The organism is Pseudomonas sp. Q11 (assembly GCF_024494355.1).
Lineage (GTDB): Bacteria > Pseudomonadota > Gammaproteobacteria > Pseudomonadales > Pseudomonadaceae > Aquipseudomonas > Aquipseudomonas hefeiensis.
The window spans coordinates 23,225-47,929 of sequence record NZ_JAKNQY010000001.1; the positions used below are offsets into that span (position 1 = coordinate 23,225).

A 24,705-nucleotide genomic window follows, 5' to 3' on the forward strand; every position below is an offset into this window, starting at 1 on the left:
GAGATAACTCGGAGCGCCGCCAGTCTAGTCAGCTCGTGGGCGGCGACCTTGACGACAATCAATTGCCGTCACTGCATCAGGCTGGCGAACGGCAAGTACATCACCGTGTCGTGCATACGCACATGCGCCTGGCACTCGACCACCGCCAGGCCATCGGCCCAGCATGCGGCAGCCAACATCGCCGAACTTTGCTGGGGATGCAGCTCGACACACAGCGAACCATCGGCACTCGGGACCAGTTTCGCCCGCAGGTACTGCCGCCGGCGGTTGGGCTTTGGCCAGTCAAACCCGGCCGGCACCTGCAACGGGACGGGCAATACTTCGTCCATGCCTTGGGCCCGGAACAGGAACGGGCGCACGATGATCAACGCGGTAATCAGCGCTGCCGATGGGTTACCTGGCAGACCGATCCAGGGTTTGCCGGCCACTTCGCCAAAGGCCAGCGGTTTGCCCGGCTGGATTGCCAGGCGCCACAGATCAATGCTGCCCAGCGCTTCGATGGCTTGTTTGAGGTGATCCTCCTCGCCCACCGAAACGCCGCCGGAGGTCAGCAGCAAGTCACACTCGGCCGCCGCCAGACCCAAGGCCTGGCGACTGGCAAGCAGTTTGTCGGGCATGGAGCCATAGTCATGCACGTCCATACCCCAACCGCGCAGCAGTGCCGCGAGGCTATGGCGATTGCTGTTGTAGACCTGCCCCGGTGCCAACGCTTCGCCCGGTTCGCGCAGTTCATCGCCGCTGCTGAGCAGGCCCACCTGCAAGGGCCGATAGACCTCCACCCGCGCAATCCCGGCGCCGGCCAGCAACCCCAGTTCCTGGGCGCGCAAGCGCTTGCCGGCAGGAAGCAAAAGGTCTCCTCGGCGCATTTCCTCGCCTTCCTTGCGCACATGGTCCCCGTCATTGACCGGTGGCAACCAGACCCGCTCGCCTTCTACCCGACAGCTCTCCTGAGGCACCACGGTGTCTGCCCCCGGCGGCAGCGGCGCGCCAGTGAAAATCCGTACTGCCTGTCCCGGCTGCAGCGGTTTATTCGCTGCCTGCCCGGCGGCAATGCGCCCGACCAGGGTCAGTGAGCCACCGACAGCTGGCAGGTCAGCGGCCCGCAGGGCGTAGCCGTCCATGGCGCTGTTGTCCCAGGGAGGCAAGTTCATGGGGCTGCGGATGTCTGTCGCCAGTACCCGGCCCAGAGCCTGGTCCAGCGCCACCTGTTGCACCGGAGGTGGCAGCGGTGCCTGATCCAGCAGGTACTGGATGGCTTCATCCACCGGCATCAGCGCGCCACTCTCACAGACGCTGCTACACGCGCCGCCGCTCATGAGCGCGTCCCACAAGGCTCAACGACAACGCCTGGCTGCGGTTTGAGATGGGGAGTGAAATTGCAGGGACCAGTGCGGCGGTCCAGTTGACCGGCCAGGATCTGTTCCCAACCGGTTCGACACGCCCCCGGCGAACCCGGCAGGCAGCACACCAGTACGCCGTTGCTCATGCCCGCCAATGCCCGTGATTGCAGGCTGGACATGCCGATCTCCGCCAGTGACACCTGCCGGAACAGCTCACCAAAACCGTCCACCTGCTTGTCCAGCAGCGGCAGCACCGCCTGCGGGGTGTTATCGCGGGCGGTGAAACCGGTGCCGCCGGTCATCAGCACCACTTGCACTTCAGGGGCGGCGATCCATTGCGAGACCTGGGCACGAATCTGGTAGATATCGTCCTTCACCAGCCCGCGGTCGATCAGCACATGCCCGGCCGTTTGCAACAGATCGGCGAGGGTCTGGCCGGAGGTATCGGTCTCGAAGCTACGGGTATCGCTGATGGTCAGCACCGCAATATTCAGCGGTTGAAAGTGGCGTTGCGTCAGATGGGCCATGGTCAGCCGTCCTTATAAAAAAGATGGCCCAGCCTGAACCGCAATCGGGGCCGGGCCTATTCCTCCATGGAGGTACCTCCCTCGGCGCTCCATGCACAAACAATGATCCCCCCGTAGGAGCTGCCGAGCGTAGCGAGGCTGCGATCTTTCCCCGGCCACTTGAGTCTCAAGCGAGGATCAAAAGATCAAAAGATCGCAGCCTGCGGCAGCTCCTACAGTGGCGTTCAGTCAGGGCGCTAGGCGGCTACGCTGCCAGGCGCCATCTTGCAGGCGGTAGTCGAGGCGATCGTGCAGACGGTCGGTGCGGCCTTGCCAGAACTCCAGCCGTTCGGGCCGCAGGCAATAGCCGCCCCAATGTTTGGGACGCGGCACCGGTTGATTGATGAACCGTCGTTCGGTTTGCGCCAGCAGGGTCTCGAGAGTGGCCCGATCGTCCAGCACACGACTTTGCGGCGAGGCCCAGGCGCCAAGACGGCTGGCCAGGGGGCGGGAAATGAAATAGGCGTCCGAGAGCCCGGGATCGAGTTTGTGGACCTGGCCTTCAACGCGCACTTGCCGTTCCAGCCCCGGCCAGAAAAAGGTCATGGCTGCCCACGGACTGATCGCCAGGTCCTGGCCCTTGCCGCTGTCATAGTTGCCGAAAAATGTGAAACCTTCATCGCTGAACCCCTTGAGCAACAAGATCCGGCAATGCGGCCGGCCCTGCCCGTCCACGGTCGCCAGGGCCATGCTGTTGGCTTCCACCGGAGGGCTTTCGGTGTCGCGCGCTTGTTGCATCCATAACCCGAACAGGACCATTGGGTCATCCGGTGCCTGGGTTTCATCCAACCCGTCCAGGGTGTACTGACGCCGCATTTTGGCCAGGGAAAGGGGCATGACGGTGATCTCCACAATGAATTTGCTCCAGTGTGGGTTCTGCCGTGATGGCTGGCCTTGATCGTTGTCAATGGCGGACCTTGTGTTGAACGTGCCGATGCCATCGCGAGCAGGCTCGCTCCCACAGGGGATTTTGGGTGCAGGGAAACCGTAAACCACCACAAGCCCCTGTGGGAGCAAAGCTTGCTCGCGATGACTGAGGCACATTCAGCATTGATGCAAGCTGACTCACCGCTATCGCGAGCAAGCTTTGCTCCCACAGAGGAGCCCCGGCGTGACTGATTGATAAGGAACGTCGACGCTACTTGAGCCCCAACCGCCGCGCCAGTTTATGCAGGTTGCTCGGGTCGACCTCCAGCAGCCGCGCTGCGCCGGCCCAGTTTTGCCCGCAACGCTCCAGGGCGTTGAGAATCGCCTGGCGCTGGCAAGTGTCGACAGCGTCATTCAACGGCTGGACCGGTCCAGCGGCGACCTCTGGAGACTGTTCAAGTGTCGCGTGGGCCGTGGCTCCGCTGGCACTGACGTCCAAGTCCAGCACCTGCGGCTCCAGGGTCATGATCAGGCTACGACTGGCTCCGCGACTGAGTTGCTTCAACGCCGCGCGACTGATCACGTGTTCCAACTCCCGCACATTGCCCGGCCAGGAGTACGCCAGCAGCGCCTGTTCGGCCGCCGGTGACAGGCGCAACCCACGCAGGCCCAGACGTGTGCGGTTCAGTTCGAGGAAGTGTCCGGCCAGCATCAACACGTCATGACCGCGTTCACGCAGCGGCGGGATCGGCACCGGATAGACCGAGAGCCGGTGATACAAGTCGGCGCGAAACAGTCCGTCGCGAATGCTGTCCGGCAGATGGCGGTTGGTGGCGGCGATGATCCGCACATCGACGTGCAGCGGCTTGTCTGCCCCCAGGCGCTGGATCTCGCCGTTTTGCAAGGTGCGCAGCAACTTGGCCTGCACGCTCAACGGCAATTCGCCCACCTCGTCGAGAAACAGCGTGCCGCCATTGGCCGCGTCGAAGCGCCCGGCGCGGTCGGTCGTAGCGCCGGAGAATGCCCCTTTGACGTGGCCGAACAGTTCGCTTTCGGCCAGGGACTCGGGCAATGCCGCGCAATTGACCTGCACCAGCGGCTTGTGGCTGCGCCGGGACAGGCGATGCAAACGACGCGCAAACAACTCCTTGCCGACACCGGTTTCGCCCAGCAACAGCACCGGCAGTTCGGAGTCGGCCAGCACGTCCAGCTCGTTGAGCAGTTGATCCAACACCTCGCTACGGCCAAGGATCTCGCCCTCCTCGGCCGGCAGCCGGACATCCGGCAGATCACTGCGCGAGGCCCGCAGGCTGCGGTTTTCCTGCTCGAGCCGGGTCACCCGCACCGCCGCTTCGATCTGCAAGGTGCAGCGTTTGAGTTCCTCCCTTGCGCAGCTGTCGAAGGTCCCGGCGTGCAAGGCATCCAGGGTGATCGCGCCCCAGAGCCGCCCTTCCACGTACAGGCTCACGCCCATGCAGTCATGCACCGGCAGCGGCTCGCCGACGTGGTTGTCGAGCAAACCGTCATAAGGGTCGGGCAAGCGGCTGTCGGGCTCGAACCAGGTAGGTTCGCGCGAAGCCATGATCGCCGCCAGGCGCGGATGCTGGGCGATCACGAACCGACGGCCGAGCGCCTCGTGCACCAGGCCTATGGTGGCGACGGGTCTGAGGCTGTCGTCGTCCAGACGCAACAATCCTACGGCGCCACAGCTGAAGTATTCGCGCAGGGTCTGTACCAGGCGTTGGAATCGAACGGCATTGGGCAGCTCGACGATCAGGTCGGCGGCCAGGCTTTCACGCAGCATGGTAATGATGACCCTCCAGGGTTCGTTTGACCCCTTGCAGCCAGGGTGAGAATCACCCTGGCAAATAGCTAGTCGTTAATATTCAAGCATTTAAATCTGGCACGCCGGCTGCAAAGTCCGCTTATCTGTCCCTGCCGGGATTCAACCCAAGGAAACATGATGAGCCTCGATCTGCTGGAACAAAGCCTCGGCCAACTGGCCTGCGACATTCCCGGTGCCACCCGTACCTTCCATCACTACAACCTCGACTTCTGTTGCGGCGGGCAAAAATCCTTGCGCGAGGCGGCGCTGGGCAAAGGCCTGAACCCGCTGCTGATCGCCGATGCCCTGCGCACCCTGCAAGCCGCCGGGGAGCTGGGCCATGACTGGCGCGACGAACCCCAGGCGCTGTTGATCGCCCACATCCTGGAACGCTACCACGCCCGCCACCGCGAACAGCTGCCGGAATTGATCCGTCTGGCCCGTCGCGTCGAGATGGTCCATGGCGCCCGGGCCAGTTGCCCCGTCGGCCTGGCCGATCACTTGCAGGACATGTATCAGGAACTCGAAGGCCACATGCTCAAGGAGGAGCAGGTGCTGTTCCCGATGCTGCAACAAGGCCTGGGTGAACGGGCCGCGGCGCCGATCCAGGTGCTGCGCTACGAACACGACCAGCACGGTGAAGCGCTGGAGACCATGCTCGCCCTGACCGACCAGATCACCCCGCCCTCCGATGCCTGCAACACCTGGCGCGCCCTGTATCGCGGGCTGGTGGAGTTTCGTGACGACCTGATGCAGCACATCCATCTGGAAAACAATGTGTTGTTCGTCAATGCGATCGAGCCTGCCCGCTAGCCCTCCAACATCACTCATCATCCCGCAGGGCGCTACTCTTGTGGGAGCTACTCTTGTAGGAGCTACCTCTGTGGGAGCCTACCCCTGTGGGAGCCTACCCCTGTGGGAGCCTACCCCTGTGGGAGCAAAGCTTGCTCGCGATGGCGATTGATCAGTCAACATTGATACCGCCTGACACTGCGCCATCGCGAGCAAGCTTTGCTCCCACAGGTGTTTGTTGCTCCCACTGGCATTTGTTACTCCCACAGGTGTTTGTTGCTCCCACTGGCATTTGTTGCTCCCATAGAGGTTTGTTGCTCCCACAGGCGTTTGTTGCTCTCATCCCGACTCAAAACTGCCAATAGAACATGCCTTTGGCCAACACCACGATCAGCACCATGTGCCCCAGGATACTGCGGCGCAGCCAACAGGCCCGGCGGGGTGTCAGGCGACCGCTCTTGAGCCAATACGCCAGCCACAGATAGTGCCCGATGATACTCAGGGCCAGCAGGATCTTGAGGCTCAGCAGCAGACCAAAGCTGTTGTTCAAAGGCTGGCTCAAGGCGCCGCGATGCTGCCAGGCCAGGCCGATCCCGGCGCCGTACAGCAACAGCACCACGCCGTGCAGCACGTGCCGCGAGCGCTGGGCGATCGCCTGGTCGGCGGCGTTGCGGGCGCCTTCGGCCAATGGCCTGCGGGCGGCATGCCAGATACACACCTCGAAAAACAGCGTGCCAATGAACGCGATGGCCGCCAACAAGTGGATCACCAGCAAGACGCCATACATCATTGATTATCTCCGTACAGTCGGCTCATCCCGGATGCCCATCCACGCGGGCCTGCAACAGCATCGGGCCATAACGCCAGGCGTAGAGCCCGAATGCCAGGGTCCAGCACAGCCCCGCCAGCCACAGCGCGGCCAACGGGAACAGCAGCACCAGCAGCACTCGGCTCAGGCATGCCAGGTTCAGCAGGACGAACGCCAGAGTCATGCCGGCCGGCGGTTCCAGGGCTCGCCCGGTATGGCCCAGGCTGACGCGGGCGATCATCGCCAGGATCAACCCGGCCATGGCGCCGATGGACAAGCTATGCACCGCCAGGCTCGGGTTCAGGGCGACGCCGAAGTGCCACAGCGCCATGCCCAGGCAAGCCAGCGCCAGCCAGGCGTACGCCAGGTGCAGCGACCACAGCAGCGGCACCCGCCACAAACCCCGATCATGCCAACGCACCAGTCGCACCCCATGCCCTACCGCCAGCGCGGCGAACAACAGGCCAACCCAGAGGCTGGCCGACAGCGCCGGACCGAAGGCATACAGCAGCGCCACCAATGCCGACCCCGCCAGTAACAGGCGATCGAGCCACGGCCAGGGGGCAACGCCCTCTACCCGGCCCAAACCGCGCTGGGTAAAGAAAGGAATCACCCGCCCGCCGATCAGCCCCATCATCGCCGCTACCAACCACAGGCCAGTGAGCACGCTTTGGCGCTGCAAACCTTCGTCATGCTGCACCAGACCGTACACGGATAACGCGTCAGCGGCGGCCAACAGCAGCAAGACCAGCACAATCGGGTAATTGCGCTTCTGCCGTACGCGCCACAACGTCATGCCCATCAACGCCGCAACCGCCAGGGCGAAACCCAGCTCCAGCACCGTCAGCAATGGCCAGGGCGCATCCACCAGCCAGGCCAGTCGCGCGCCCAGCCATAACAACGCCAGTGCCGCCAGGCGCTTGCCGCTCAGCCCTGGGGTACCTGTCCAGGTCTGCACCGCCGTCAACAGAAACCCGGCAATGATCGCCAGGCCGAAGCCGAACAACAGCTCATGACGGTGCCAGGCCAACCAACCGCCGGCCGGTTGCCAGGCCGACAGCCTTCCGGTGAACGCAGCCAGCCACAACGGTATGACCAACAACGCAAGCACACACCCGGCCAGGAAAAACGGCCGAAATGCCAGCCGCCACAACGGCAGGATGGCCATGGCCTTGCGACGGTCAAGCACTTGCATACACCACTCCTTTACCTCGTCATGGGACTGGCCCACTGACGAGGGGTCAACAATCAGGGTTCGAATGATCCGCTATCGGCGCTGACGGGCCTTGTCTCAGATCAAGCCAGCCTGCCTCGCCCCTGTACTTGCAAGGGGCTTGCCGAAACCGATCGGGGCGCACACCCCACTCAATAAAACATCTGCTTATCCCTTGTGGGGGCGAGCCTGCTCGCGATGAGGCCGGTCCGCTCGACATCACCTCTAACTGTCGGCCGCCATCGCGAGCAGGCTCGCTCCCACAAATGGCTATCAATCGGGTAAATATGACCCTGTCGTGGTGATTATCACCCTAACAGCGCAGGGTCATTTATACCCATCCAACAGTAAGGCCCCACAAATCAACGGCTGCGGGCATGGCCCGTCTCTTGCTCTGGCAGGGCACAGACTTTCTTTTGCCGGGGTTTTCCATGAAGTACGTCGCGCTGCCGCTTACCTGGTTCGTCCTGCTCTCTTGCGTCGTGGCGCTGGCCAGCGGCCTGTCCCTGAGTCTCGTCTGAACCCGATTAATTTTCCCTGCCATACAAGGACTCATGCCATGGTGCTCCACCGTGTTCATCACCAGATTCTGCGCAGTCATCATCTGTTCGAGCCGTTGAACGAAGAACAGCTCGACGAACTGATGAGTACCAGCCAATTGCTGAATGTCGACCGGGGCGAACCGCTGTTCCGCCAAGGCGAACCGGCGCAGGCGTTTTACTTCGTGATCTCCGGCGCGGTGAAAATCTACCGGTTGACGCCGGACGGCCAGGAAAAAGTCTTTGAGGTGATCGGCGAGCGCCAGACCTTCGCTGAAGCCATGATGCTGATGGACACGCCGAACTACGTTGCTTGCGCAGAAGCCGTTGGGCCAACCCAGCTGTATCGCCTGTCCAATGCCACGTACATGCGTCTTTTGCAAAGTAACAGTCGGTTGACCTTCGCCCTGCTCGGCAAACTTTGTGTGCGCCTGCACCAACGGGTCAACGAGATTGAAACCCTGTCGCTGAAGAACGCCACCCACCGCGTGGTGCGCTACCTGCTGACGCAACTGGTGCGCCTGCAAACCGTGGACAGCCAGTTCGAGTTGCCCATGGCCAAGCAACTGATCGCCGGGCACCTGTCGATCCAGCCAGAAACCTTCTCGCGGATCATCCGCCGGCTGATCGATGAAAAGATCATCACCCAGGACGGTCGCCAGATCGCCATTCTCGACCGTCTGCGCCTGGAACATTTCGAATGAGCGCGCAACCCACCTGCCTGTATTGCCAACACGCCAACACCGCCAATGAAACCGAATGTCGCCAGTGCGGCATGCCGCTGCCGGCCGAGGCAGCGCTGGCCGGCGAGCGCCGGCTGCGGCGCTTCACCTGGTTCTGTGTCGGCCTGACGATATTCTGCATCGGCATGTTTTTCTGGTTACCCCGCAGCATCGCTTGAACCCTCAATCCTGAGTCAACTGCCGGTACAACTGCGGCAAACGCAGCGGCAGTTGTTCCGGCTGACGGATCAAGGTGTAGCCATTGGCGCCGAACATGTACGGCAGGTAATCCCCGGCTTCACGATCGATGGTGATGCAAAACGGCGTCAGCCCCTGGCGCCGGGCCTCCAGCACCGCCTGGCGGGTGTCCTCCACGCCATAGCGTCCTTCATAGAGATCCAGGTCGTTGGGTTTGCCATCGCTCACCAGCAACAACAACTTGCGTCGCCGCTTGCACCCTTCCAGACGTTGGGTGGCCTGGCGAATGGCGGCGCCCATGCGCGTGTAGTAACCGGGCCTGAGGCCCTGGATCCGGCCTCGGGTGTGGTCGTCATAGCCTTGGTTGAACGCCTTGATCTCGTGCATCCGCACCTGTTGTCGGCGCAGTGAAGAAAACCCGTACAAGGCAAAATCATCGCCCAGCACCGACAGGGTTTCACCGAACAGCAGCAGGCTGTCGCGGATCACGTCGATCACCCTGTGTTCGTCGTTGAGGTGGGCATCGGTGGACATCGACAGATCGGCCAACAGCAGGCAAGCCAGGTCGCGGCGGGTCTGGCGCTGTTCCATGAACAGGCCACGTTCGCTGCACTGGCCGTGCTGGCGCTCGACGTGAAAATCCAGCCAGGCTTGCAGGTCCAGCTCCGAACCCTGGGCTTGCTGGCGCAGCCATTGTCGATCGTTGCGCAGGTGCTCGAACTGGCGCCGCAAACGCTGGGCCGAGGCGCGCAGGCGGGCCGGCAGCGGCTGAGGCTCGCAGTCCCGGGGAATGAAAGTCTGCACGCTGACGAAATCGTCCTGGAGGCGTTGCTTGCGGTAGTCCCATTCCGGCAACAGGATGCCCGCGCCGAGGGGTATGTCATCCACATCGGCCGGCGGCAGGTCCAGGTGCAGCTTCAAGCCGCCGCCCTTGCGCAGGCGGGTACGCGACAAGGTCAATTGGTCCAGGTCCTCGGCGACTCGCGCCGCGTCCGGGTCTTCGCTGTCGTCCGCCCAGCGATCCAGGTCCACGTGTTCGGTCCAACTGAACAGGTTCTCCAGGCGCACGATCAGCAACCCACCGTCACGGGTGGCGTCATCGATGCGCTCGGCGCGCTTGCGACCGCCCTGCTGCTCACCCGGCGGCGTGGCCAGGTATTGCTCGGACTCCTCGAGGTTGGCCGCCTGGGGATTGCCCAGATGCTGGGGCGGATACAGCCACAGCGGCAGCGGCCAGGCGGCCCGCTCGCTGCGTGGAAAATGCTCGACGCTGCCCGGTTCGCGCAAGGCCTGACACAGCGCGCGCTCCAGGGCCGCTTCAGCCGGGGGCAACGATTGTGGATCAGGGCGCAAGGACAGATGCGCATCCACCAGCCGCCGATATCGGCTACGCAGCGCCGGATAATGCCCCAGCAGCGCTTGGGTCCAGCGCTGGTTGTCCCGCCCCCAATGCTTCATTGGCCCCGATTGTGCGGCCAGCAACGCCAGCCAGCGGTACAGCTCTTCGTTCAATCCGGCATCGGGAAACGCCGCCAGGTTCGCCGGCAGACGCAGGTTGTCGCCATCGCACCAGGCCAGTGGCACTTGCTTGCAGGTACCGGCGATCTGCTGCAACAGGTTGCGGCGCAGCAACAGGTCGCGGTCGCTGACGGCTTCCACACCCAGGTGTGGAGCGCCACCGGTGGCACGAAACAGCACGTGTAGAGCGCGTTGCCGGGGGATCAACTCCACCCGTGCTTCGGGAAAATCCACACTGGCGCGGCGGGTGATGAAGCGGTGCCAGACACTGCCGACCCACTCTTCCAGTTCAAGGGTGAATGCCATGGTTATTTCCTCTTCAACCTCTATCCACTAAACCCCGCACCGCCCTGTTGGGCTGAGCCCGTAGGAGCTGTCGAGCGAAGCGAGGCTGCGATCTTTCCCATGACACTTGAGTCTAAAGCGTCATGGGAAAGATCAAGATCAAAAGATCGCAGCCTTCGGCAGCTCCTACGAAGGCACCACCGCTGCCGGGGCGCGCAACGCGGCGCGGCCACGTTGGCGGAAACTGAACAGGTAGCAGAGCAGTCCGGCCAGGAACCCGACGCCGCTGACCAGACGCGCCCAGAACAGCGGCATCAAATGATCCATCGTCGCCATGAACGGCAAGGCGCTGCCGTCCGTCATCCAGCGTTGCAACCACACCTGGACGACACCGGCGGCGGTGAGGAACAAGGTGATCATCACCATCGACAGGGTCATCAGCCAGAAGCCCCAGATTTCCAGGCGCTGCGAGCGCTCATCCGCTGCTTCACCCAACCCGCGCAGGCGCGGCATGGCGTAGCTGATCAGCGTCATGACGATCATCGCGTAGGCACCGTAGAAGGCCAGGTGTCCGTGGGCTGCGGTCAGTTGCGAACCGTGGGTGTAGAAGTTCACCGGTGCCAGGGTATGCAGGAACCCCCAGACGCCCGCACCGAAGAACGCGGTGACCGTGGTGCCCTTGGCCCACAAGGTGGCGGCGCGGTTGGGGTGTTGCCGGCGACGGTTCTTCACCATGCTGAAGGCGAAGATCACCATTGCCAGGAACGGCAACGGTTCCAGCGCGGAGAAGATCGACCCGACCCACAACCAGACCTCGGGTGCGCCAATCCAGAAGAAGTGGTGACCGGTGCCGATGATCCCGGTAATCAGGGCCATGGCGATGATCACGTAGAGCCACTTCTCGACCACTTCGCGGTCCACGCCAGTCACCTTGATCAGTACAAAGGCGAGCATCGAACCCATGATCAGTTCCCAGACGCCTTCAACCCAAAGATGCACCACCCACCACCAGTAATACTTGTCGCGGACAAGGTTTTCCGGGTTGTAGAAGGAGAACAGGAAGAACACCGCCAGGCCGATCAGCCCGGTCATCATCACCATGCTGACCGTGGTCTTGCGGCCCTTGAGCATGGTCATGCCGATGTTGTAGAGAAAACCCAGGCAGACCACCACGATGCCCATTTTGGTAATCGTCGGTTGCTCCAGGAATTCACGGCCCATGGTTGGCAACAGGTCGTTACCGGTGACTTTCGCCAACGTGGCATAGGGCACCGCCAGGTAGCCCAGGATCGTCAGCACCCCGGCGGCGGCGAACACCCAGAACAGCACGATCGCCAGCTTCGGACTGTGCAGCTCCCGGTCGGCTTCCTCGGGTATCAGGTAATACGCCGCGCCCATGAAGCCAAACAGCAGCCAGACGATCAGCAGGTTGGTGTGGACCATGCGGGCCACGTTGAAGGGAATCAGCGGGAACAGGAAGTCGCCGACCACGTATTGCAGCCCCATGATCAAACCGAACAACACTTGCCCCAGGAACAACATCAGGGCAAACACGAAGTAAGGTTTGGCGACGGCCTGCGAGGCGAATTTCAGATGCGGATTAGCCATGCTCATCTCTCAGCCCTCCTTGTTTGGCGGCCAGCCATTGGTGTTGATTTTCGAACTCCACTTGAGGAATTCGGCGATGTCGTCGACTTCCTGTTCGCTGAGGTTGAACTGCGGCATGGCGCGACGGCCGGGGACGTTCAGCGGCTGCATTTTCATCCAGGCCTGCAGGAACGGCGTGAAGGCTTCCTCGCCACCGCGGCGGTTGACCACATTGCCCAGCTCCGGCGCAAAATACGCGCCCTCGCCCAGCAAGGTGTGGCAGCCGATGCAGTTGTTGCGCTCCCAGACGCCCTTGCCGCGTATCACCGATTCGCTCAATTGCGCCTGGTTGCTGCGTTCTGGAAAGGTCTGTTCCGAGTGGTAGGTCAGGGCCAGGAATATCAGGAAAAAGAACACGCTTCCCCCGAAATAAATATTCCTGGCCATGCCTTTGGTGAAGGTATCTGACATGGTCACTTCCTCATTGCTTGGCGTGTCCATTCTAGGAAGCGAGGGTCCAGAACCCGCTTGATGGCGATCAAGAATCTCCGATGGTTTTGGTGGGTTGTTCCAGCACAGCCAAGAAGTCAGGTGAGCTGTTGTGGCGATGGAGCTTGCTCCCTCGCCACAGGGGGTGTGTCGGGATTCAGAGCGCGAACGAGATCAAAATCGCGAGCAGCGCTGCCCAGCTCAACACCAACCGCCGCCACAATCGCGGCGCATGGCGCAGTTCCATGAAGCCATCGGCGATTAACCAGGCCTTGGTCACCGCGACCGCCAGGATGGCGATGGAAACCAGCCCGGTGGCAGCGACCTGGCCCAGGGCAACCGTGCCGATGCTCAGCACGGCCAGTGTCATCCAGCAGACGATCAAGACACGGGAAACGGACATGAGCACCTCCGCTCAACCGAGAATGTAGACAACCGGAAACAGCAGCACCCAGACCAGGTCCACCATGTGCCAATAGAGCACGCCGGACTCCAGCCCGCTGCACTGCCGCGAGCCGTAGCGACGCCGCCGGCAACCTTCGGCCAGCCAGGCGAGGATCACCATGCCCAGCAGCACGTGCAGGAAATGAAACGCCGTGAGGATCCAGTACAACGTAAAAAAGGTGTTGTGCTCCAGCCCGAGGCCGTTGGCCAACAGGTGGCTGTACTCAATGAGCTTGAGCGCCACGTAGCCGCCGGCAACCAGCAAGGCCAGCCACAACAGGAGCGCCGCTTGGCGTGGCCGGTCCTGCCGGACTTGCTCCTGGGCCAAGGCGGCAAACAGCCCGGCGCTCAGCAGGCTGAGGGTCATCGCCAGGCCGGTGGAGCGATCCAGCAATTGCCGGCCTTCGCTGAACAACGGCGGATTCAATGCCTGGGCGACGGCGAACGCGAGGATCAGCAAGGCAAACACCGTCAGCTCGGCGAGGATGAAAAACCACATTGCCAGATCCCCTGGCAAACGCCGGGTGGACAGCGCAGCGGCTTCAGCCGAAGTGGACATCGACCACATCCATCAGCGCGGCAACGGTCTGCGGGTCGTCGCTCAACGGCTCGGCCAGACAGGCCAGACAGGCCTGGCGCGGGTCCATGCCGGCCCCGATCATGCGCGCGGCGAAAATCAGCAGGCGCGTCGAGGCCACCTCCTCCAGGTCGTGCTGATCGAGCCGGCGCAGGGCCTGCCCCAATCGCACCACCTGGGTCGCCAGAGCCATCTCCACCCTGGCCTCGCGGGCAACGATGCGTTCTTCATCGGCAACCGAGGGATAGCCGAAGCGCATCGCCACGAAACGCTGGCGGGTGCTGGGTTTCATGCCCTTGAGCAAGTTCTGGTAACCGGGGTTGTATGACACCACCAACATGAACGAAGGCGGTGCCTGGAGCACCTCGCCGGTGCGCTCCAGGTATAGCTGCCGGCGATCATCGGCCAAGGGGTGCAACACCACTGCGGTGTCCTGGCGCGCTTCCACCACCTCGTCCAGATAACAGATACCGCCCTCGCGCACCGCTCGGGTCAGCGGTCCGTCTTGCCACCAGGTGCCCTGGGCGCCGATCAGGTGACGACCCACCAGGTCGGCCGCGCTCAGGTCATCGTGACAGGCCACCGTGTACAGCGGCAATTTCAGACGGTGAGCCATGTGCTGGACAAAACGGGTCTTGCCGCAACCGGTAGGGCCTTTGATCAGCACCGGCATACCGTGCCGCCAGGCCTCTTCGAACAACGCCAGCTCGTTGTCCTGGGGTTGGTAGAAAGGTTCGGCCGGGTGTTCGAGGGTGTGGATAGCGTTCATGGCATGACCTGATCAGATAACACGATTGCCAGCCACGCTACGGGCCCCTGCGACAACCTGGCAAGGGCTGTGGCGGGCAAACTTGATCGCCGTCAAGCGGGTAACCACCGGCCTGGGCATAGCCTTGCAGCGCACCAAGAATCTGCGCACCGAACCTCAATTGCAGGGCTGCGCAGGTCATGCCTGAGGAGAAATGGAATGCTGATCAGCCACAAAAAATCGTGGGTCATGGGGGTCGGGGCGCTGTGTACGGCGCTGGCTGCACTCAATGCCTTCGCCAACCCACCCGCTGCGCCGCAACACGCCCGCATGGTCAAGACCGAAGGCGCGCCAGACTTGAGCCAGGCCGATTTCGACTCGGCCAAGCAAATCTACTTCCAGCGCTGCGCCGGTTGTCACGGTGTACTGCGCAAGGGCGCCACCGGTAAACCGCTGACACCCGACATCACCCAAGGCCGCGGCCAAGCCTATCTGGAGGCGCTGATTACCTACGGTTCAGCCGCCGGCATGCCCAACTGGGGCACCTCCAATGCCTTGACCAAAGACCAGATCACGGTGATGGCCAAATTCATCCAGCACACTCCGCCCACCCCACCGGAATGGGGCATGGCCGAAACCCTCAAGACCTGGAAGGTGCTGGTCAAACCCGAAGACCGGCCCACCCGGCAACTCAATTCACTCAACCTGCAAAACCTGTTTTCAGTCACCCTGCGCGACGACGGCAAGATCGCCCTGGTCGACGGCGACAGCAAAAAGATCGTCAAACTGATCGACACCGGTTACGCGGTGCACATTTCGCGCATCTCCGCGTCCGGGCGTTATCTGCTGGTGATCGGCCGGGACGCCAAGATCGACATGATCGACCTGTGGCCGCAAGAGCCGACCAAGGTGGCCGAGATCAAAGTGGGTATCGAGGCCCGCTCGGTGGAAACCTCCAAGTTCAAGGGCTACGAAGACAAGTACACCATCGCCGGCTCCTATTGGCCGCCGCAGTTCACCATCATGGACGGCGAGACCCTGGAGCCCAGGCAGATCGTCTCGACTCGCGGCATGACCGTCGATACCCAGCAATATCACCCCGAACCCCGGGTTGCAGCGATCATCGCGTCACATGAATGGCCGGAGTTCATCGTCAACGTCAAGGAAACCGGCAAGGTGATGCTGGTCAACTATCAGGACATCAAGAACCTCACCATCACCAGCATCGACGCCGCACCGTTCCTGCATGACGGCGGCTGGGACAGCAGCCATCGCTATTTCATGACGGCGGCGAACAACTCCAACCAGGTTGCAGTCATCGACTCCAGGGAGCGCAAGCTCACCGCCCTGGTGGATGTCGGTAAAACCCCGCACCCGGGACGCGGCGCCAACTTCAACCACCCACTCTACGGTCCGGTCTGGGCTACCAGCCACCTGGGCGATGCCGGCGTCTCGCTGATCGGCACCGACCCGGTCAAGCATCCGCAATATGCCTGGAAACAGGTCGCATCACTCCAGGGCCAGGGCGGCGGTTCGCTGTTCATCAAGACCCACCCCAAGTCCCGCCACCTGTATGTCGACACCACCCTGAGTCCCGACACCAAGCTCAGCCAATCGGTGGCGGTGTTCGACATCGACAAACTCGACGCCGGCTACACCGTGCTGCCGATTGCCGAGTACGCCGGTATCAAGAAGGGCGCGATGCGGGTGGTGCAACCGGAATACAACAAGGCCGGCGATGAGGTCTGGTTCTCGGTCTGGAGCGGCCAGGAAGACGAGTCGGCGCTGGTGGTAATCGATGACAAGACCCTCAAGCTCAAGAGTGTGATCAAGGACAAGCGCCTGATAACCCCTACCGGAAAATTCAACGTTTACAACACCCAACACGACATCTATTGAGCTCCATCAATAAGAGGAAAAACCATGAAGCCTATTCTGATTGCCCTGACCTTGAGTGCCGCATTCAGCCTGCAACCGGCGCTGGCCCAGGACGGCCCGACGCTGTTCAAGAGCAAACCCTGTAGCGCCTGTCACTCCATTGACACCAAGTTGGTAGGGCCGGCGCTCAAGGAGGTGGCGGCAAAAAATGCCGGCGTCGCTGGAGCGCAAGAACTGTTGGCCAAGCACATCAAGGAAGGCACGCAAGGAAACTGGGGGCCGATGCCGATGCCAGCCAATCCAGTGACCGATGAAGAAGCCAAGATCCTCGCGGCGTGGGTCTTGACCCTTAAGTAACGCTGATTAAGAGCATCTCCCTGTGGCGAGGGGATTTATGTGGGAGCAAGGCTTGCCCGCGAGGGGGGCGAGATCAAGGCGTCTGTTTCGCGAGCAAGCTTTGCTCCCACATAAACCCCCGCACCACAGGGGGCGCGCTCGGCTTTATTTCTTGATCAGGAGGACGTCATGGAACGACACCGCTTTACCGCCTCAATGACCACCCTCCTCTTGGTTTTTTCCACCTGCGTGCTGGCGGCTCCCGATCACCAGCGCCAGGCGCAACTGCAACACCTGCTGGTCCAGGACTGCGGCGCCTGCCACGGCCTGCACCTGACTGGCGGCCTCGGCCCACCCCTGACCCGTGATGCCCTTGCCGGAAAAACCCGCGACAGTCTCATCGCCACCGTCACCCAGGGACGGCCCGGCAGCGCCATGCCCGGTTGGGCACCGCTGCTCGGTCCCGACGATATTCGCTGGTTGGTGGACCGGCTCCTTCAAGGAGTTCCTGCCTCATGATTCGATCTCTGCTGTCTCTCACCACCTGCGTGCTGTTGCTCTCCGCTTGTGCCCAGCCACCGCTGCGCGGCAGCGGCGACTTGGGCGTGGTGGTGGAGCGTGCCACCGGCAGCCTGCAAATCATCGAAAGCGACACCCGCACCGCCCTGGCCCGCGTCGAAGGGCTGGGGGATCTGTCGCACGCCTCGGTGGTGTTTTCCCGCGACCAACGTTTTGCCTATGTATTTGGCCGCGATGGCGGGTTGAGCAAGGTCGACCTGCTGCGCGCACGCATTGACCGCCGCATCATTCAGGGCGGCAACAGCATCGGCGGCGCGATCAGCCAGGACGGCAAGCTGATTGCCGTCTCCAACTACGAACCCGGCGGCGTCAAGGTATTCGACGCGCAGACACTGGAACAGGTCGCGGACATCCCGGCCACACCACTGCCCGACGGACAGAAACGTTCGCGGGTGGTCGGCCTGGTGGACGCGCCGGGGCAGCGCTTCGTATTCAGCCTGTTCGACACCGGCGAAATCTGGACCGCCGATTTCAGCCAAAGCCAAACGCCACACATCGAACGCTTCACCGCCATCGGTCGGCAACCCTATGACGCGCTGATTACGCCGGACGGGCGTTATTACATGGCCGGGCTGTTTGGTGAAGACGGCATGGCGCAACTTGACCTCTGGTACCCGGAGCGTGGCGTGAAACGGGTGCTGGGCCAGTACGGGCGCGGCGAGGCGAGGCTCCCGGTATACAAGATGCCCCACCTGGAAGGCTGGGCCCTGGCCGATCAACAGGCGTTTGTGCCCGCCGTTGGACACCATCAAGTGCTGGTGATGGACGCCCGCACCTGGCAAACGGTCGACGCCATCGCCGTGGCCGGCCAGCCGGTGTTTGTCACGGCGCGTCCCGATGGCCGACAGCTGTGGGTCAACTTCGCCTATCCGGACAACGACCGGGTGCAGGTCATCGACACCCAGACTCACGCCATCATCGCCGACCTGCGACCAGGGCCTGCGGTGCTGCACATGGAATTCACCGCACGGGGCGACCAGGTGTGGCTGTCCGCCCGCGATGGCGGTGAGGTGCAGGTCTGGGATCCGTATCGACTCGAACGCCTGAGCAGCCTGCCCGCATTGAGCCCCAGCGGCATCTTCTTCAGCAGCCGTGCGCACAAACCGGGGTACTGACCATGACACCAAGCCCACTCGCCCGCCGCCTGATCGATCAGTTCCAGCATGGCCTGCCGTTGTGCGCCGAACCCTATCGGGCAATGGCCGAAGCCCTGGGTTGCAGCGAAGCCCAGGTGATCGATTGCCTGCAGCACCTGCAACTGGCCGGCACCCTGTCGCGGATCGGTCCGGTGTTCGAACACAGCCGAGCCGGGGCCAGCACCCTCGCCGCCCTGGCAGTGCCCGTGGACCGATTGCACCAGGTCGCGGCACGCGTCAGCCAATACCCGGAAGTCAATCACAACTACGCCCGGGAACATCGCTACAACCTGTGGTTCGTGCTGACCGGTCCTGATCGTGCCCACCTGGACAACATTCTCCGGGAACTGGAAGACGACACCGGCCTCACGCCACTGGACCTGCCCATGCTGACCGCTTACCGCATCGACCTGGGCTTTGCCCTGGAGGCTACCTCATGAACACGCCCCTGAGTGAACACCAGGCACTGCAACTGCGCCGTCTGCTGGAAACCGGCCTGCCCCTGACATCACGCCCCTTCCAGGCCCTGGCCGAGCAGATCGACGCCAGCGAACAACAGGTTCTCGACCAGATGCAGCACTGGCATGAACAAGGCCTGTTCCGCCGCGTCGGCCTGGTGGTCAATCACCGCGCATTGGGCTTTGCCGCCAACGCCATACTAGTGCTGGACGTACCGGATGCATTGGTCGATGAAGTCGGTCGCCGCCTCGGCCAGGCGCCGGGCATCAGCCTTTGCTATCAACGACCACGACGCCTGCCCCAGTGGCAATACAACCTGTTCTGCATGATCCACGGTCGCCAGCGCGACCGTGTCGAGGCCCAGGTCCAGGCGCTGCTTGAAGAACACCTGCTGGACGACCTGCCCCGCCAGTTGCTGTTCAGCACGCACCTGTTCAAGCAATGCGGCGGGCGTTTCGCCGCACCGGCCGGAGCCCGTATCGATGGATGACCTGGACCGACGCCTGATCAATCGCCTGCAACTGGGTTTGCCGCTGGTACGCCATCCCTGGCAGGCATTGGCCGATGAACTGGAGAGCAACAGTACCGAACTGCTCGATCGGCTGCACGAGTTGCTCAACGACGGCGTACTCACCCGCTTCGGCCCGATGTTCGACATCGACCGCCTGGGCGGCGCGTTCACCCTGGCGGCGCTGGCGGTGCCCGAACCGCGTTTCGAGACCATCGCCGAGCTGCTCGCGACCATGCCCGAAGTGGCCCACAACTACCGCCGCGAGCACACCTGGAACATGTGGTTCGTGCTTGCTTGCCCCAGCGAACAGGCGATCAGCGACACCTTGTTGCGTATCGAACGCCTGACCGGCCTGGAGCCGCTGAACCTGCCCAAGGAGGAGACCTACCATGTCGGCCTGTATTTCCCGGTCTGAGCCGTTGCCGCAAACGCCACCTCACCCGGATGAAACGCCTTTGGCCCTGCGGCTGGTGGAACTGACCCAGGACGGCCTGCCCTTGCTCGAAGATCCCTGGGCCTGGCTGGCCGAGCAACTGGGGCTGAACGTGGAATCGACCCTCGACCTGCTCAAGCGCTTGCAGGCCGAAGGCGCGATCCGTCGCATCGCCGCGGTGCCCAATCACTATCGCCTGGGTTATCGCCACAACGGCATGACTGTCTGGGATGTGGCCGATGCCGATGTGCCGCGCTTGGGCGCGTTGCTGGGTGCGCAGCCATTTGTCAGCCATTGCTACCGCCGCCCGCGCCGGGCCGGTTGGCGCTACAACCTGTTTGCCATGGTCCATGGCCGCAGCCGCGAGGAAATCGACAGCTACCGCGAGCACCTGCGCTATCTGCTGGGTGACGCCTGTAGCGCCGACGACATGCTGGTGAGCAGCCGCATCCTGAAGAAGACCGGCCTGCGCCTGTCGCCTGAGGGAGCAAAGCTTGCTCGCGAAACAGCCGCCTCGGTTTCTGAGGGACCGCATCGGCTTCATCGCGGGCAAGCATTGCTCCCACAACGAAGGAGCGACTTATGTTGAGGATCAGCCACTACCTGCGCGCCCTGGCCGGTCAATGTCCCGCGCCGCGTGTTGCACCACCGGGCAGCACACGGCCGCCGGTGGTGATCTGGAATCTGCTCAGGCGCTGTAACCTGACCTGTAAACACTGCTACGCCACCTCGGCCGACAGCGTGTTTCGCGATGAGCTGGACACGTCGGCGGCGCTCAAGGTCATCGACGATTTGCATGACGCGGGCGTACGGGTATTGATCCTGTCCGGCGGCGAGCCATTGCTGCGCGAAGACCTGTTCCAGCTCAGCGCCTATGCCCGGTCCAAGGGGTTTTTCCTGGCACTGTCCACCAACGGCACGCTGATCGACTCGAGCAACATCGAGCAGATCGAGGCGGCGAACTTCGATTATGTGGGCATCAGCATCGACGGACTGGAAGCCACTCACGACGCCTTCCGCCAGCTCAAAGGCAGTTTCGCCCGTTCCATGGCGGCCGTCAGATTGTGTCGCGAACGAGGGATCCGGGTCGGATTGCGCACCACCCTGACCCAGCAAAACCACGCCCAGTTACCGCGACTGCTGGATCTGATGACTGAATACGACGTGCAGAAATTCTACCTGTCGCACCTCAACTACAGCGGTCGCGGCAAGCGCAGTCGCCAGCTCGACGCCCGGCAACAGATGAGCCGCGAGGCCATGACCCTGATCTTCGAGCGGGCCTGGAGCGACATCCTGCACGGTCGCGACTCGGACTTCGTCAGCGGTAACAACGACGCCGATGCGGTGCTGTTGCTGCAATGGGTAGCCTCACGCCTGCCCCATCACTACGCCGAACTGGAACGCATGCTCAAGGCTTGGGGCGGCAATGCCTCGGGCAGCGGCATTGCCAACATCGACAACACCGGTGAGGTGCACCCCGACACTTACTGGTGGCAGCACTCGGTGGGTAACGTGCGCCGGACGCCCTTTCGCACACTCTGGCTGGAACGTCCCGACGCTCTGCTGCAAAAACTGCGCGAGCATCCGCGCACCGTGGGTGGCCGCTGCGGACAGTGTCGTTGGCTGGCCATCTGCAACGGCAACACCCGCACGCGCGCCTGGGCCGACGGCGACCTGTGGGGCCAGGACCCCGGCTGCCACCTCAGCGATGACGAAATCGGCTTGCACGCGCTCCCCAGCACTTTGATTCCCAGCGTTGCACTGCCCTGCGCCCGATAACCCGACGGCGAACCTGATGATGAACCAAGGAAGTCCCATGTCTGCCTCTATCGTTCTGCCCGCTGCCCTGCAATCGTCCTTCAGATCGGGGGAAGTCGCGCTGGTCGGCGCCGGTCCCGGTGACCCGGGCTTGCTGACGTTGCGCGCCTGGAGCCTGTTGATGCAGGCCGACGCGGTGGTCTACGACCGCCTGATCAGTGCACAACTGCTGGGGTTGATCCCGCTGACCTGCGCCCGGCACTACGTCGGCAAGGCCGCCGGTTGCCACAGCCTGCCCCAGGCGCAGATCAACCAATTGCTGGCCGACCTCGCGGATCAGGGCCAGCGGGTGGTCCGGCTCAAGGGCGGCGACCCGTTCATCTTCGGTCGCGGTGCCGAAGAGCTGGAATACTTGCTGGCGCGTGGCATCGATTGTCAGGTGGTGCCCGGTATCACTGCCGCATCCGGTTGCAGCGCCTACGCCGGCATTCCGCTGACCCATCGCGACCTGGTCAACTCCTGCCGTTTCATCACCGGCCACTTGCAGCGCGAAGGTGATTTGAACCTGCCGTGGCAAAGCCTGGCGGATGACAGCCAGACCCTGGTGTTCTACATGGGCTTGTCGAACCTGGGCAGCATTGCCGCACGGTTGATGGCTGCTGGCCTGGCCGCTGATACTCCGGCGGCGTTGATCAGCAACGGCACTCGCCCCGACCAGCAAGTGCTTCGTGGCACCCTGCAACAACTGCCGGCCATGGCACTGGATTGCGTCGAAGGTCTGCCGACATTGACGGTGATCGGTAAGGTGGTCGGTTTGTTTGCCCAGCAACCGATGCAGCATCCGGCTCGCGTTCATCCCAAACCCCAGGCTTTGAAGGTGGCGCTATGAAGCGCATCGGGCTTGCAATGCTGTGGATCGGTACGAGCCATGGCGCCGTTACCACCGGCGCCGACCTGGAACAGGCCGAGCGCAATTACCAGCAGCTCTGCCAACAATGCCACGGCGTGAACCGCATCGGCGGCGCCGGGCCGGCGTTACTGCCCCAGAGCCTGGGCCGGATCAAGCCCGGCGAAATTCGCCAGGTGATCGAAAATGGCCGCCCCGCCAGTCAGATGGCGGCCTTCGGTACGCTGCTGGAGCCTGCACAAATCGACGCCCTGGCGCTTTATCTCCAGCGTCCGCCCAACTGGAATGAAGAGGCTATTCGCCAAAGTCATCGGGTGCTGGTGGACGGCGCCACATTGCCCGACCAGCCGCAACACCGGGCCGACCCGCTGAACCTGTTCGTGGTGGTGGAAGCCGGCAATCATCACGTCGCGGTGGTCGACGGGGATCGCTTCGAGGTGCTCGCGCGCTTCGCCTCGCACTTTGCAGTGCATGGCGGACCGAAGTTTTCCCCGGACGGGCGTTTTGTCTACCTGGCGTCGCGCGATGGCTGGATCAGTCTGTATGACCTGCACAACCTCAAGCTGATCGCCGAGGTGCGGGCCGGGCTCAACACCCGCAACCTGGCGGTGAGCAAGGACGGTCGCTGGGTGCTGGTGGGCAACTCGCTGCCCGGCAACCTGGCGGTGCTGGATGCCCGGGACTTGTCACTGGTCAAGACGATCGCGACGCTGGGCAGTGATGGTCAGGCTTCGCGGGTCAGCGCGGTCTATACCGCTGCGCCGCGCAACAGCTTCATCGTCGCACTGAAGGATGTGAACGAGGTTTGGGAACTGTCCACCGGCCCGAACCCGGACTTCGTGCCCAGGCGCATCGAGGTCCAGGATCATCTGGATGACTTTTCCTTCTCCCCCGACTATCGCCAGTTGCTCGCCACCTCGCGCAAGGCCCAGGGTGGACAGGTGATCGACCTCGACAGTGGCCAGGTGGTCAGCGACATCAGCCTGCCGGGCATGCCGCACCTGGGCTCGGGCACCTATTGGAAGCGCGATGGCCGCTGGGTGTTCGCGACCCCTAACATCAGCAAAGGACTGGTGTCGGTGATCGACATCAACACCTGGAAAGTCATCAGGCAGATCCCTACCCTCGGGCCGGGTTTCTTCCTGCGCAGCCATGCCAACTCCCGCTATGCCTGGACCGATGTATTTTTCGCCGCAGGCAACGATGCCATCCACCTGATCGACAAACAAACCCTGGAAATCGCCCACACCTTGCGCCCCATGCCCGGCAAAACCGCCGCCCACGTCGAATTTACCCATGACGGCCGTTACCTGCTGTTGAGCATCTGGGACACCGACGGCGCGCTGATCGTCTACGACAGCAACACCCTCAAGGAAATCAAACGCCTGCCCATGAACAAACCTTCAGGCAAATACAACGTTGGCAACAAGATCGAATTTGCCGAAGGTACGTCTCACTGAGCGAGCGAACCTGCTCCCGCTCGGTCCTGTAGGAGCTGGCGAAGCCTGCGATCTTTTGATCTTGATCTTTCACTTGAGGCTCAAGTGGTTGGGAAAAGATCGCAGCCTCGTTGCACTCGACAGCTCCTACATAACTCCTACATAGCTCCTACGCGGCTCTAACACAGCATCTACGCTCCTCATCGGGAGCAGGTTGCTGGTTCAATGACTCATCAGCGACATGGCGGTTGCCTGTCCTAGCAGCTTCTGATCGATGTCTTCCAGACGCAGCACCCGGCCGCCGGTCGCGCTGGCGAGTTTTTCCGCCGCCTGGGCGTCGGCGAACGTGGCCAGGACGACGCCCATGGCGCCCTTGAGCCTGGAGCCGACGACGAAATAGGCGGTCCGGGCATCGATCAGGTGCTCATCATCCGGGGCGTTCCAGTGGCTGCGCCCCATGTCGTGGACGTACAACTTGACGTCAGCCCGATGATTCTCCGGCTGCAGCCACCAACCGAGCATCTCGGCCGGCGAGCAGAACTTCTTCACGCCGCTGGCGGTCGCTGCGGCGCCCTTGGGTCCGGGAAAATCCGTGATGACCATGCCGCAGACATGGCACTCGTCACTGGGATGGAACGCCAGCGCCGCCTTTGAGGCCGGTGGCGACTCAGTCTTGCCGCATGCCACCAGCGCCAGGCACACCAACACCCCGGCCATGACTCGGCCCGCCCTCGAATACAGCCTGTTCATC

The 24,705-nt window shown here is 62.7% G+C and carries 27 protein-coding genes and 1 pseudogene; 15 read left to right on the forward strand and 13 right to left on the reverse strand.

The window, feature by feature from the left end; genetic code table 11:
* Positions 1 to 68: 68 nt before the first annotated feature.
* The 4 genes from glp to norR form a co-directional block, all read right to left on the reverse strand.
* Positions 69 to 1,316 carry a gephyrin-like molybdotransferase Glp gene (gene glp, locus MA884_RS00100; protein WP_256228334.1) on the reverse strand — a complete coding sequence of 416 codons (1,248 nt, stop codon included), beginning with the start codon at positions 1,314 to 1,316 and terminating at the stop codon, positions 69 to 71.
* On the reverse strand, positions 1,313 to 1,867 hold the full coding sequence (gene moaB / locus MA884_RS00105; protein ID WP_256228335.1) for a molybdenum cofactor biosynthesis protein B: 555 nt from the start codon (positions 1,865 to 1,867) through the stop codon (positions 1,313 to 1,315). Before moaB ends, glp begins: the two co-directional genes overlap by 4 nt.
* A 228-nt stretch (positions 1,868 to 2,095) precedes the next feature.
* A complete protein-coding gene (gene pdxH, locus MA884_RS00110) occupies positions 2,096 to 2,743 on the reverse strand; it encodes a pyridoxamine 5'-phosphate oxidase (RefSeq protein ID WP_256228336.1) in 648 nt (215 codons plus the stop codon).
* A gap of 301 nt (positions 2,744 to 3,044) precedes the next feature.
* On the reverse strand, positions 3,045 to 4,577 hold the full coding sequence (gene norR / locus MA884_RS00115; protein ID WP_256228337.1) for a nitric oxide reductase transcriptional regulator NorR: 1,533 nt from the start codon (positions 4,575 to 4,577) through the stop codon (positions 3,045 to 3,047).
* A 159-nt stretch (positions 4,578 to 4,736) separates the two neighbouring features.
* On the opposite strand from norR, the gene ytfE reads away from it, so the two are divergent.
* Positions 4,737 to 5,411, forward strand: coding sequence for an iron-sulfur cluster repair protein YtfE (gene ytfE, locus MA884_RS00120; protein WP_256228338.1), 675 nt, complete (start codon positions 4,737 to 4,739; stop codon positions 5,409 to 5,411).
* Between the two features lie 328 nt (positions 5,412 to 5,739).
* On the opposite strand, the gene MA884_RS00125 is transcribed toward ytfE, so the two are convergent.
* Complete coding sequence (locus MA884_RS00125) at positions 5,740 to 6,180, reverse strand: hypothetical protein (RefSeq protein WP_256228340.1); 441 nt, start codon at positions 6,178 to 6,180, stop codon at positions 5,740 to 5,742.
* A gap of 22 nt (positions 6,181 to 6,202) precedes the next feature.
* Positions 6,203 to 7,393, reverse strand: coding sequence for an NnrS family protein (locus MA884_RS00130; protein WP_256228342.1), 1,191 nt, complete (start codon positions 7,391 to 7,393; stop codon positions 6,203 to 6,205).
* 395 nt (positions 7,394 to 7,788) lie between these two features.
* Between MA884_RS00130 and MA884_RS00135 the strand changes: the two genes are divergently transcribed.
* From MA884_RS00135 to MA884_RS00145, 3 genes are read left to right on the forward strand one after another with little or no spacing between them, the layout of a single operon-like run.
* On the forward strand, positions 7,789 to 7,932 hold the full coding sequence (locus MA884_RS00135; RefSeq protein ID WP_256228343.1) for a hypothetical protein: 144 nt from the start codon (positions 7,789 to 7,791) through the stop codon (positions 7,930 to 7,932).
* 38 nt (positions 7,933 to 7,970) lie between these two features.
* Complete coding sequence (locus MA884_RS00140) at positions 7,971 to 8,654, forward strand: Crp/Fnr family transcriptional regulator (protein ID WP_047225841.1); 684 nt, start codon at positions 7,971 to 7,973, stop codon at positions 8,652 to 8,654.
* Positions 8,651 to 8,851 (forward strand): protein DnrP, encoded by a 201-nt coding sequence (locus MA884_RS00145; RefSeq protein WP_256228344.1) that lies wholly within the window; start codon positions 8,651 to 8,653, stop codon positions 8,849 to 8,851. Before MA884_RS00140 ends, MA884_RS00145 begins: the two co-directional genes overlap by 4 nt.
* A gap of 4 nt (positions 8,852 to 8,855) precedes the next feature.
* Here the strand turns inward: MA884_RS00145 and MA884_RS00150 are convergent, their stop codons facing one another.
* The 6 genes from MA884_RS00150 to MA884_RS00175 all read right to left on the reverse strand — a co-directional run bounded on the left by MA884_RS00150 (position 8,856) and on the right by MA884_RS00175 (position 14,539).
* Positions 8,856 to 10,694 (reverse strand): nitric oxide reductase activation protein NorD, encoded by a 1,839-nt coding sequence (locus MA884_RS00150; RefSeq protein ID WP_256228345.1) that lies wholly within the window; start codon positions 10,692 to 10,694, stop codon positions 8,856 to 8,858.
* Between the two features lie 165 nt (positions 10,695 to 10,859).
* On the reverse strand, positions 10,860 to 12,287 hold the full coding sequence (locus MA884_RS00155) for a cbb3-type cytochrome c oxidase subunit I (RefSeq protein WP_256228346.1): 1,428 nt from the start codon (positions 12,285 to 12,287) through the stop codon (positions 10,860 to 10,862).
* A 3-nt stretch (positions 12,288 to 12,290) separates the two neighbouring features.
* Positions 12,291 to 12,731, reverse strand: coding sequence for a cytochrome c (locus tag MA884_RS00160; RefSeq protein ID WP_047225837.1), 441 nt, complete (start codon positions 12,729 to 12,731; stop codon positions 12,291 to 12,293).
* Positions 12,732 to 12,906: 175 nt separating this feature from the next.
* Positions 12,907 to 13,152: a cytochrome C oxidase subunit IV family protein gene (locus tag MA884_RS00165; RefSeq protein WP_256228347.1), complete on the reverse strand. Its 246-nt coding sequence runs from the start codon at positions 13,150 to 13,152 to the stop codon at positions 12,907 to 12,909.
* 12 nt (positions 13,153 to 13,164) lie between these two features.
* A complete protein-coding gene (locus MA884_RS00170) occupies positions 13,165 to 13,752 on the reverse strand; it encodes a cytochrome c oxidase subunit 3 family protein (protein ID WP_256228348.1) in 588 nt (195 codons plus the stop codon).
* Complete coding sequence (locus MA884_RS00175; protein WP_256228349.1) at positions 13,736 to 14,539, reverse strand: CbbQ/NirQ/NorQ/GpvN family protein; 804 nt, start codon at positions 14,537 to 14,539, stop codon at positions 13,736 to 13,738. Before MA884_RS00175 ends, MA884_RS00170 begins: the two co-directional genes overlap by 17 nt.
* 309 nt (positions 14,540 to 14,848) lie before the next feature.
* On the opposite strand from MA884_RS00175, the gene nirS reads away from it, so the two are divergent.
* The 11 genes and pseudogenes from nirS to MA884_RS00230 all read left to right on the forward strand — a co-directional run bounded on the left by nirS (position 14,849) and on the right by MA884_RS00230 (position 23,975).
* A complete protein-coding gene (nirS, locus tag MA884_RS00180) occupies positions 14,849 to 16,417 on the forward strand; it encodes a nitrite reductase (protein ID WP_256228751.1) in 1,569 nt (522 codons plus the stop codon).
* Positions 16,418 to 16,441: 24 nt separating this feature from the next.
* Positions 16,442 to 16,753 carry a c-type cytochrome gene (locus tag MA884_RS00185; protein ID WP_256228350.1) on the forward strand — a complete coding sequence of 104 codons (312 nt, stop codon included), beginning with the start codon at positions 16,442 to 16,444 and terminating at the stop codon, positions 16,751 to 16,753.
* A gap of 195 nt (positions 16,754 to 16,948) precedes the next feature.
* Positions 16,949 to 17,251, forward strand: coding sequence for a cytochrome c (locus MA884_RS00190; RefSeq protein ID WP_256228752.1), 303 nt, complete (start codon positions 16,949 to 16,951; stop codon positions 17,249 to 17,251).
* Positions 17,248 to 18,426, forward strand: coding sequence for a cytochrome D1 domain-containing protein (locus MA884_RS00195; RefSeq protein WP_256228351.1), 1,179 nt, complete (start codon positions 17,248 to 17,250; stop codon positions 18,424 to 18,426). Before MA884_RS00190 ends, MA884_RS00195 begins: the two co-directional genes overlap by 4 nt.
* Before the next feature lie 2 nt (positions 18,427 to 18,428).
* A complete protein-coding gene (locus tag MA884_RS00200; RefSeq protein ID WP_256228352.1) occupies positions 18,429 to 18,887 on the forward strand; it encodes an Lrp/AsnC family transcriptional regulator in 459 nt (152 codons plus the stop codon).
* A complete protein-coding gene (locus MA884_RS00205; protein WP_256228353.1) occupies positions 18,884 to 19,396 on the forward strand; it encodes an AsnC family protein in 513 nt (170 codons plus the stop codon). Before MA884_RS00200 ends, MA884_RS00205 begins: the two co-directional genes overlap by 4 nt.
* Positions 19,389 to 19,832 carry an Lrp/AsnC family transcriptional regulator gene (locus MA884_RS00210; protein WP_256228354.1) on the forward strand — a complete coding sequence of 148 codons (444 nt, stop codon included), beginning with the start codon at positions 19,389 to 19,391 and terminating at the stop codon, positions 19,830 to 19,832. Before MA884_RS00205 ends, MA884_RS00210 begins: the two co-directional genes overlap by 8 nt.
* Positions 19,807 to 20,331 (forward strand): annotated as a pseudogene (locus tag MA884_RS00215) (Lrp/AsnC family transcriptional regulator); the annotation flags it as partial. The gene MA884_RS00210 and the pseudogene MA884_RS00215, both read left to right, overlap by 26 nt.
* Positions 20,332 to 20,432: 101 nt before the next feature.
* Positions 20,433 to 21,629: a heme d1 biosynthesis radical SAM protein NirJ gene (gene nirJ / locus MA884_RS00220; RefSeq protein WP_256228356.1), complete on the forward strand. Its 1,197-nt coding sequence runs from the start codon at positions 20,433 to 20,435 to the stop codon at positions 21,627 to 21,629.
* 37 nt (positions 21,630 to 21,666) lie between these two features.
* Positions 21,667 to 22,497 (forward strand): uroporphyrinogen-III C-methyltransferase, encoded by an 831-nt coding sequence (cobA, locus tag MA884_RS00225; protein WP_256228357.1) that lies wholly within the window; start codon positions 21,667 to 21,669, stop codon positions 22,495 to 22,497.
* Positions 22,494 to 23,975 (forward strand): nitrite reductase, encoded by a 1,482-nt coding sequence (locus tag MA884_RS00230; RefSeq protein ID WP_256228358.1) that lies wholly within the window; start codon positions 22,494 to 22,496, stop codon positions 23,973 to 23,975. Before cobA ends, MA884_RS00230 begins: the two co-directional genes overlap by 4 nt.
* Before the next feature lie 201 nt (positions 23,976 to 24,176).
* Here the strand turns inward: MA884_RS00230 and MA884_RS00235 are convergent, their stop codons facing one another.
* A complete protein-coding gene (locus MA884_RS00235) occupies positions 24,177 to 24,704 on the reverse strand; it encodes a nitrous oxide reductase accessory protein NosL (protein WP_256228359.1) in 528 nt (175 codons plus the stop codon).
* Between the last annotated feature and the right edge of the window lies 1 nt (position 24,705).

Coding starts and splice junctions, on each gene's coding strand:
- ytfE (WP_256228338.1), top strand. CDS start 4,737: ATGAGCCTCGATCTGCTGGAACAAAGCCTCGGCCAACTGGCCTGCGAC.
- MA884_RS00195 (WP_256228351.1), top strand. CDS start 17,248: ATGATTCGATCTCTGCTGTCTCTCACCACCTGCGTGCTGTTGCTCTCC.
- MA884_RS00205 (WP_256228353.1), top strand. CDS start 18,884: ATGAACACGCCCCTGAGTGAACACCAGGCACTGCAACTGCGCCGTCTG.
- MA884_RS00140 (WP_047225841.1), top strand. CDS start 7,971: ATGGTGCTCCACCGTGTTCATCACCAGATTCTGCGCAGTCATCATCTG.
- norR (WP_256228337.1), bottom strand. CDS start 4,577: ATGCTGCGTGAAAGCCTGGCCGCCGACCTGATCGTCGAGCTGCCCAAT.
- MA884_RS00210 (WP_256228354.1), top strand. CDS start 19,389: ATGGATGACCTGGACCGACGCCTGATCAATCGCCTGCAACTGGGTTTG.
- MA884_RS00130 (WP_256228342.1), bottom strand. CDS start 7,393: ATGCAAGTGCTTGACCGTCGCAAGGCCATGGCCATCCTGCCGTTGTGG.
- MA884_RS00230 (WP_256228358.1), top strand. CDS start 22,494: ATGAAGCGCATCGGGCTTGCAATGCTGTGGATCGGTACGAGCCATGGC.
- MA884_RS00135 (WP_256228343.1), top strand. CDS start 7,789: ATGGCCCGTCTCTTGCTCTGGCAGGGCACAGACTTTCTTTTGCCGGGG.
- moaB (WP_256228335.1), bottom strand. CDS start 1,867: ATGGCCCATCTGACGCAACGCCACTTTCAACCGCTGAATATTGCGGTG.
- MA884_RS00170 (WP_256228348.1), bottom strand. CDS start 13,752: ATGTCCACTTCGGCTGAAGCCGCTGCGCTGTCCACCCGGCGTTTGCCA.
- MA884_RS00200 (WP_256228352.1), top strand. CDS start 18,429: ATGACACCAAGCCCACTCGCCCGCCGCCTGATCGATCAGTTCCAGCAT.
- MA884_RS00190 (WP_256228752.1), top strand. CDS start 16,949: ATGACCACCCTCCTCTTGGTTTTTTCCACCTGCGTGCTGGCGGCTCCC.
- MA884_RS00235 (WP_256228359.1), bottom strand. CDS start 24,704: ATGAACAGGCTGTATTCGAGGGCGGGCCGAGTCATGGCCGGGGTGTTG.
- MA884_RS00185 (WP_256228350.1), top strand. CDS start 16,442: ATGAAGCCTATTCTGATTGCCCTGACCTTGAGTGCCGCATTCAGCCTG.
- cobA (WP_256228357.1), top strand. CDS start 21,667: ATGTCTGCCTCTATCGTTCTGCCCGCTGCCCTGCAATCGTCCTTCAGA.
- glp (WP_256228334.1), bottom strand. CDS start 1,316: ATGAGCGGCGGCGCGTGTAGCAGCGTCTGTGAGAGTGGCGCGCTGATG.
- MA884_RS00145 (WP_256228344.1), top strand. CDS start 8,651: ATGAGCGCGCAACCCACCTGCCTGTATTGCCAACACGCCAACACCGCC.
- MA884_RS00175 (WP_256228349.1), bottom strand. CDS start 14,539: ATGAACGCTATCCACACCCTCGAACACCCGGCCGAACCTTTCTACCAA.
- nirS (WP_256228751.1), top strand. CDS start 14,849: ATGGTCAAGACCGAAGGCGCGCCAGACTTGAGCCAGGCCGATTTCGAC.
- MA884_RS00155 (WP_256228346.1), bottom strand. CDS start 12,287: ATGAGCATGGCTAATCCGCATCTGAAATTCGCCTCGCAGGCCGTCGCC.
- MA884_RS00150 (WP_256228345.1), bottom strand. CDS start 10,694: ATGGCATTCACCCTTGAACTGGAAGAGTGGGTCGGCAGTGTCTGGCAC.
- MA884_RS00160 (WP_047225837.1), bottom strand. CDS start 12,731: ATGTCAGATACCTTCACCAAAGGCATGGCCAGGAATATTTATTTCGGG.
- nirJ (WP_256228356.1), top strand. CDS start 20,433: ATGTTGAGGATCAGCCACTACCTGCGCGCCCTGGCCGGTCAATGTCCC.
- MA884_RS00165 (WP_256228347.1), bottom strand. CDS start 13,152: ATGTCCGTTTCCCGTGTCTTGATCGTCTGCTGGATGACACTGGCCGTG.
- pdxH (WP_256228336.1), bottom strand. CDS start 2,743: ATGCCCCTTTCCCTGGCCAAAATGCGGCGTCAGTACACCCTGGACGGG.
- MA884_RS00125 (WP_256228340.1), bottom strand. CDS start 6,180: ATGATGTATGGCGTCTTGCTGGTGATCCACTTGTTGGCGGCCATCGCG.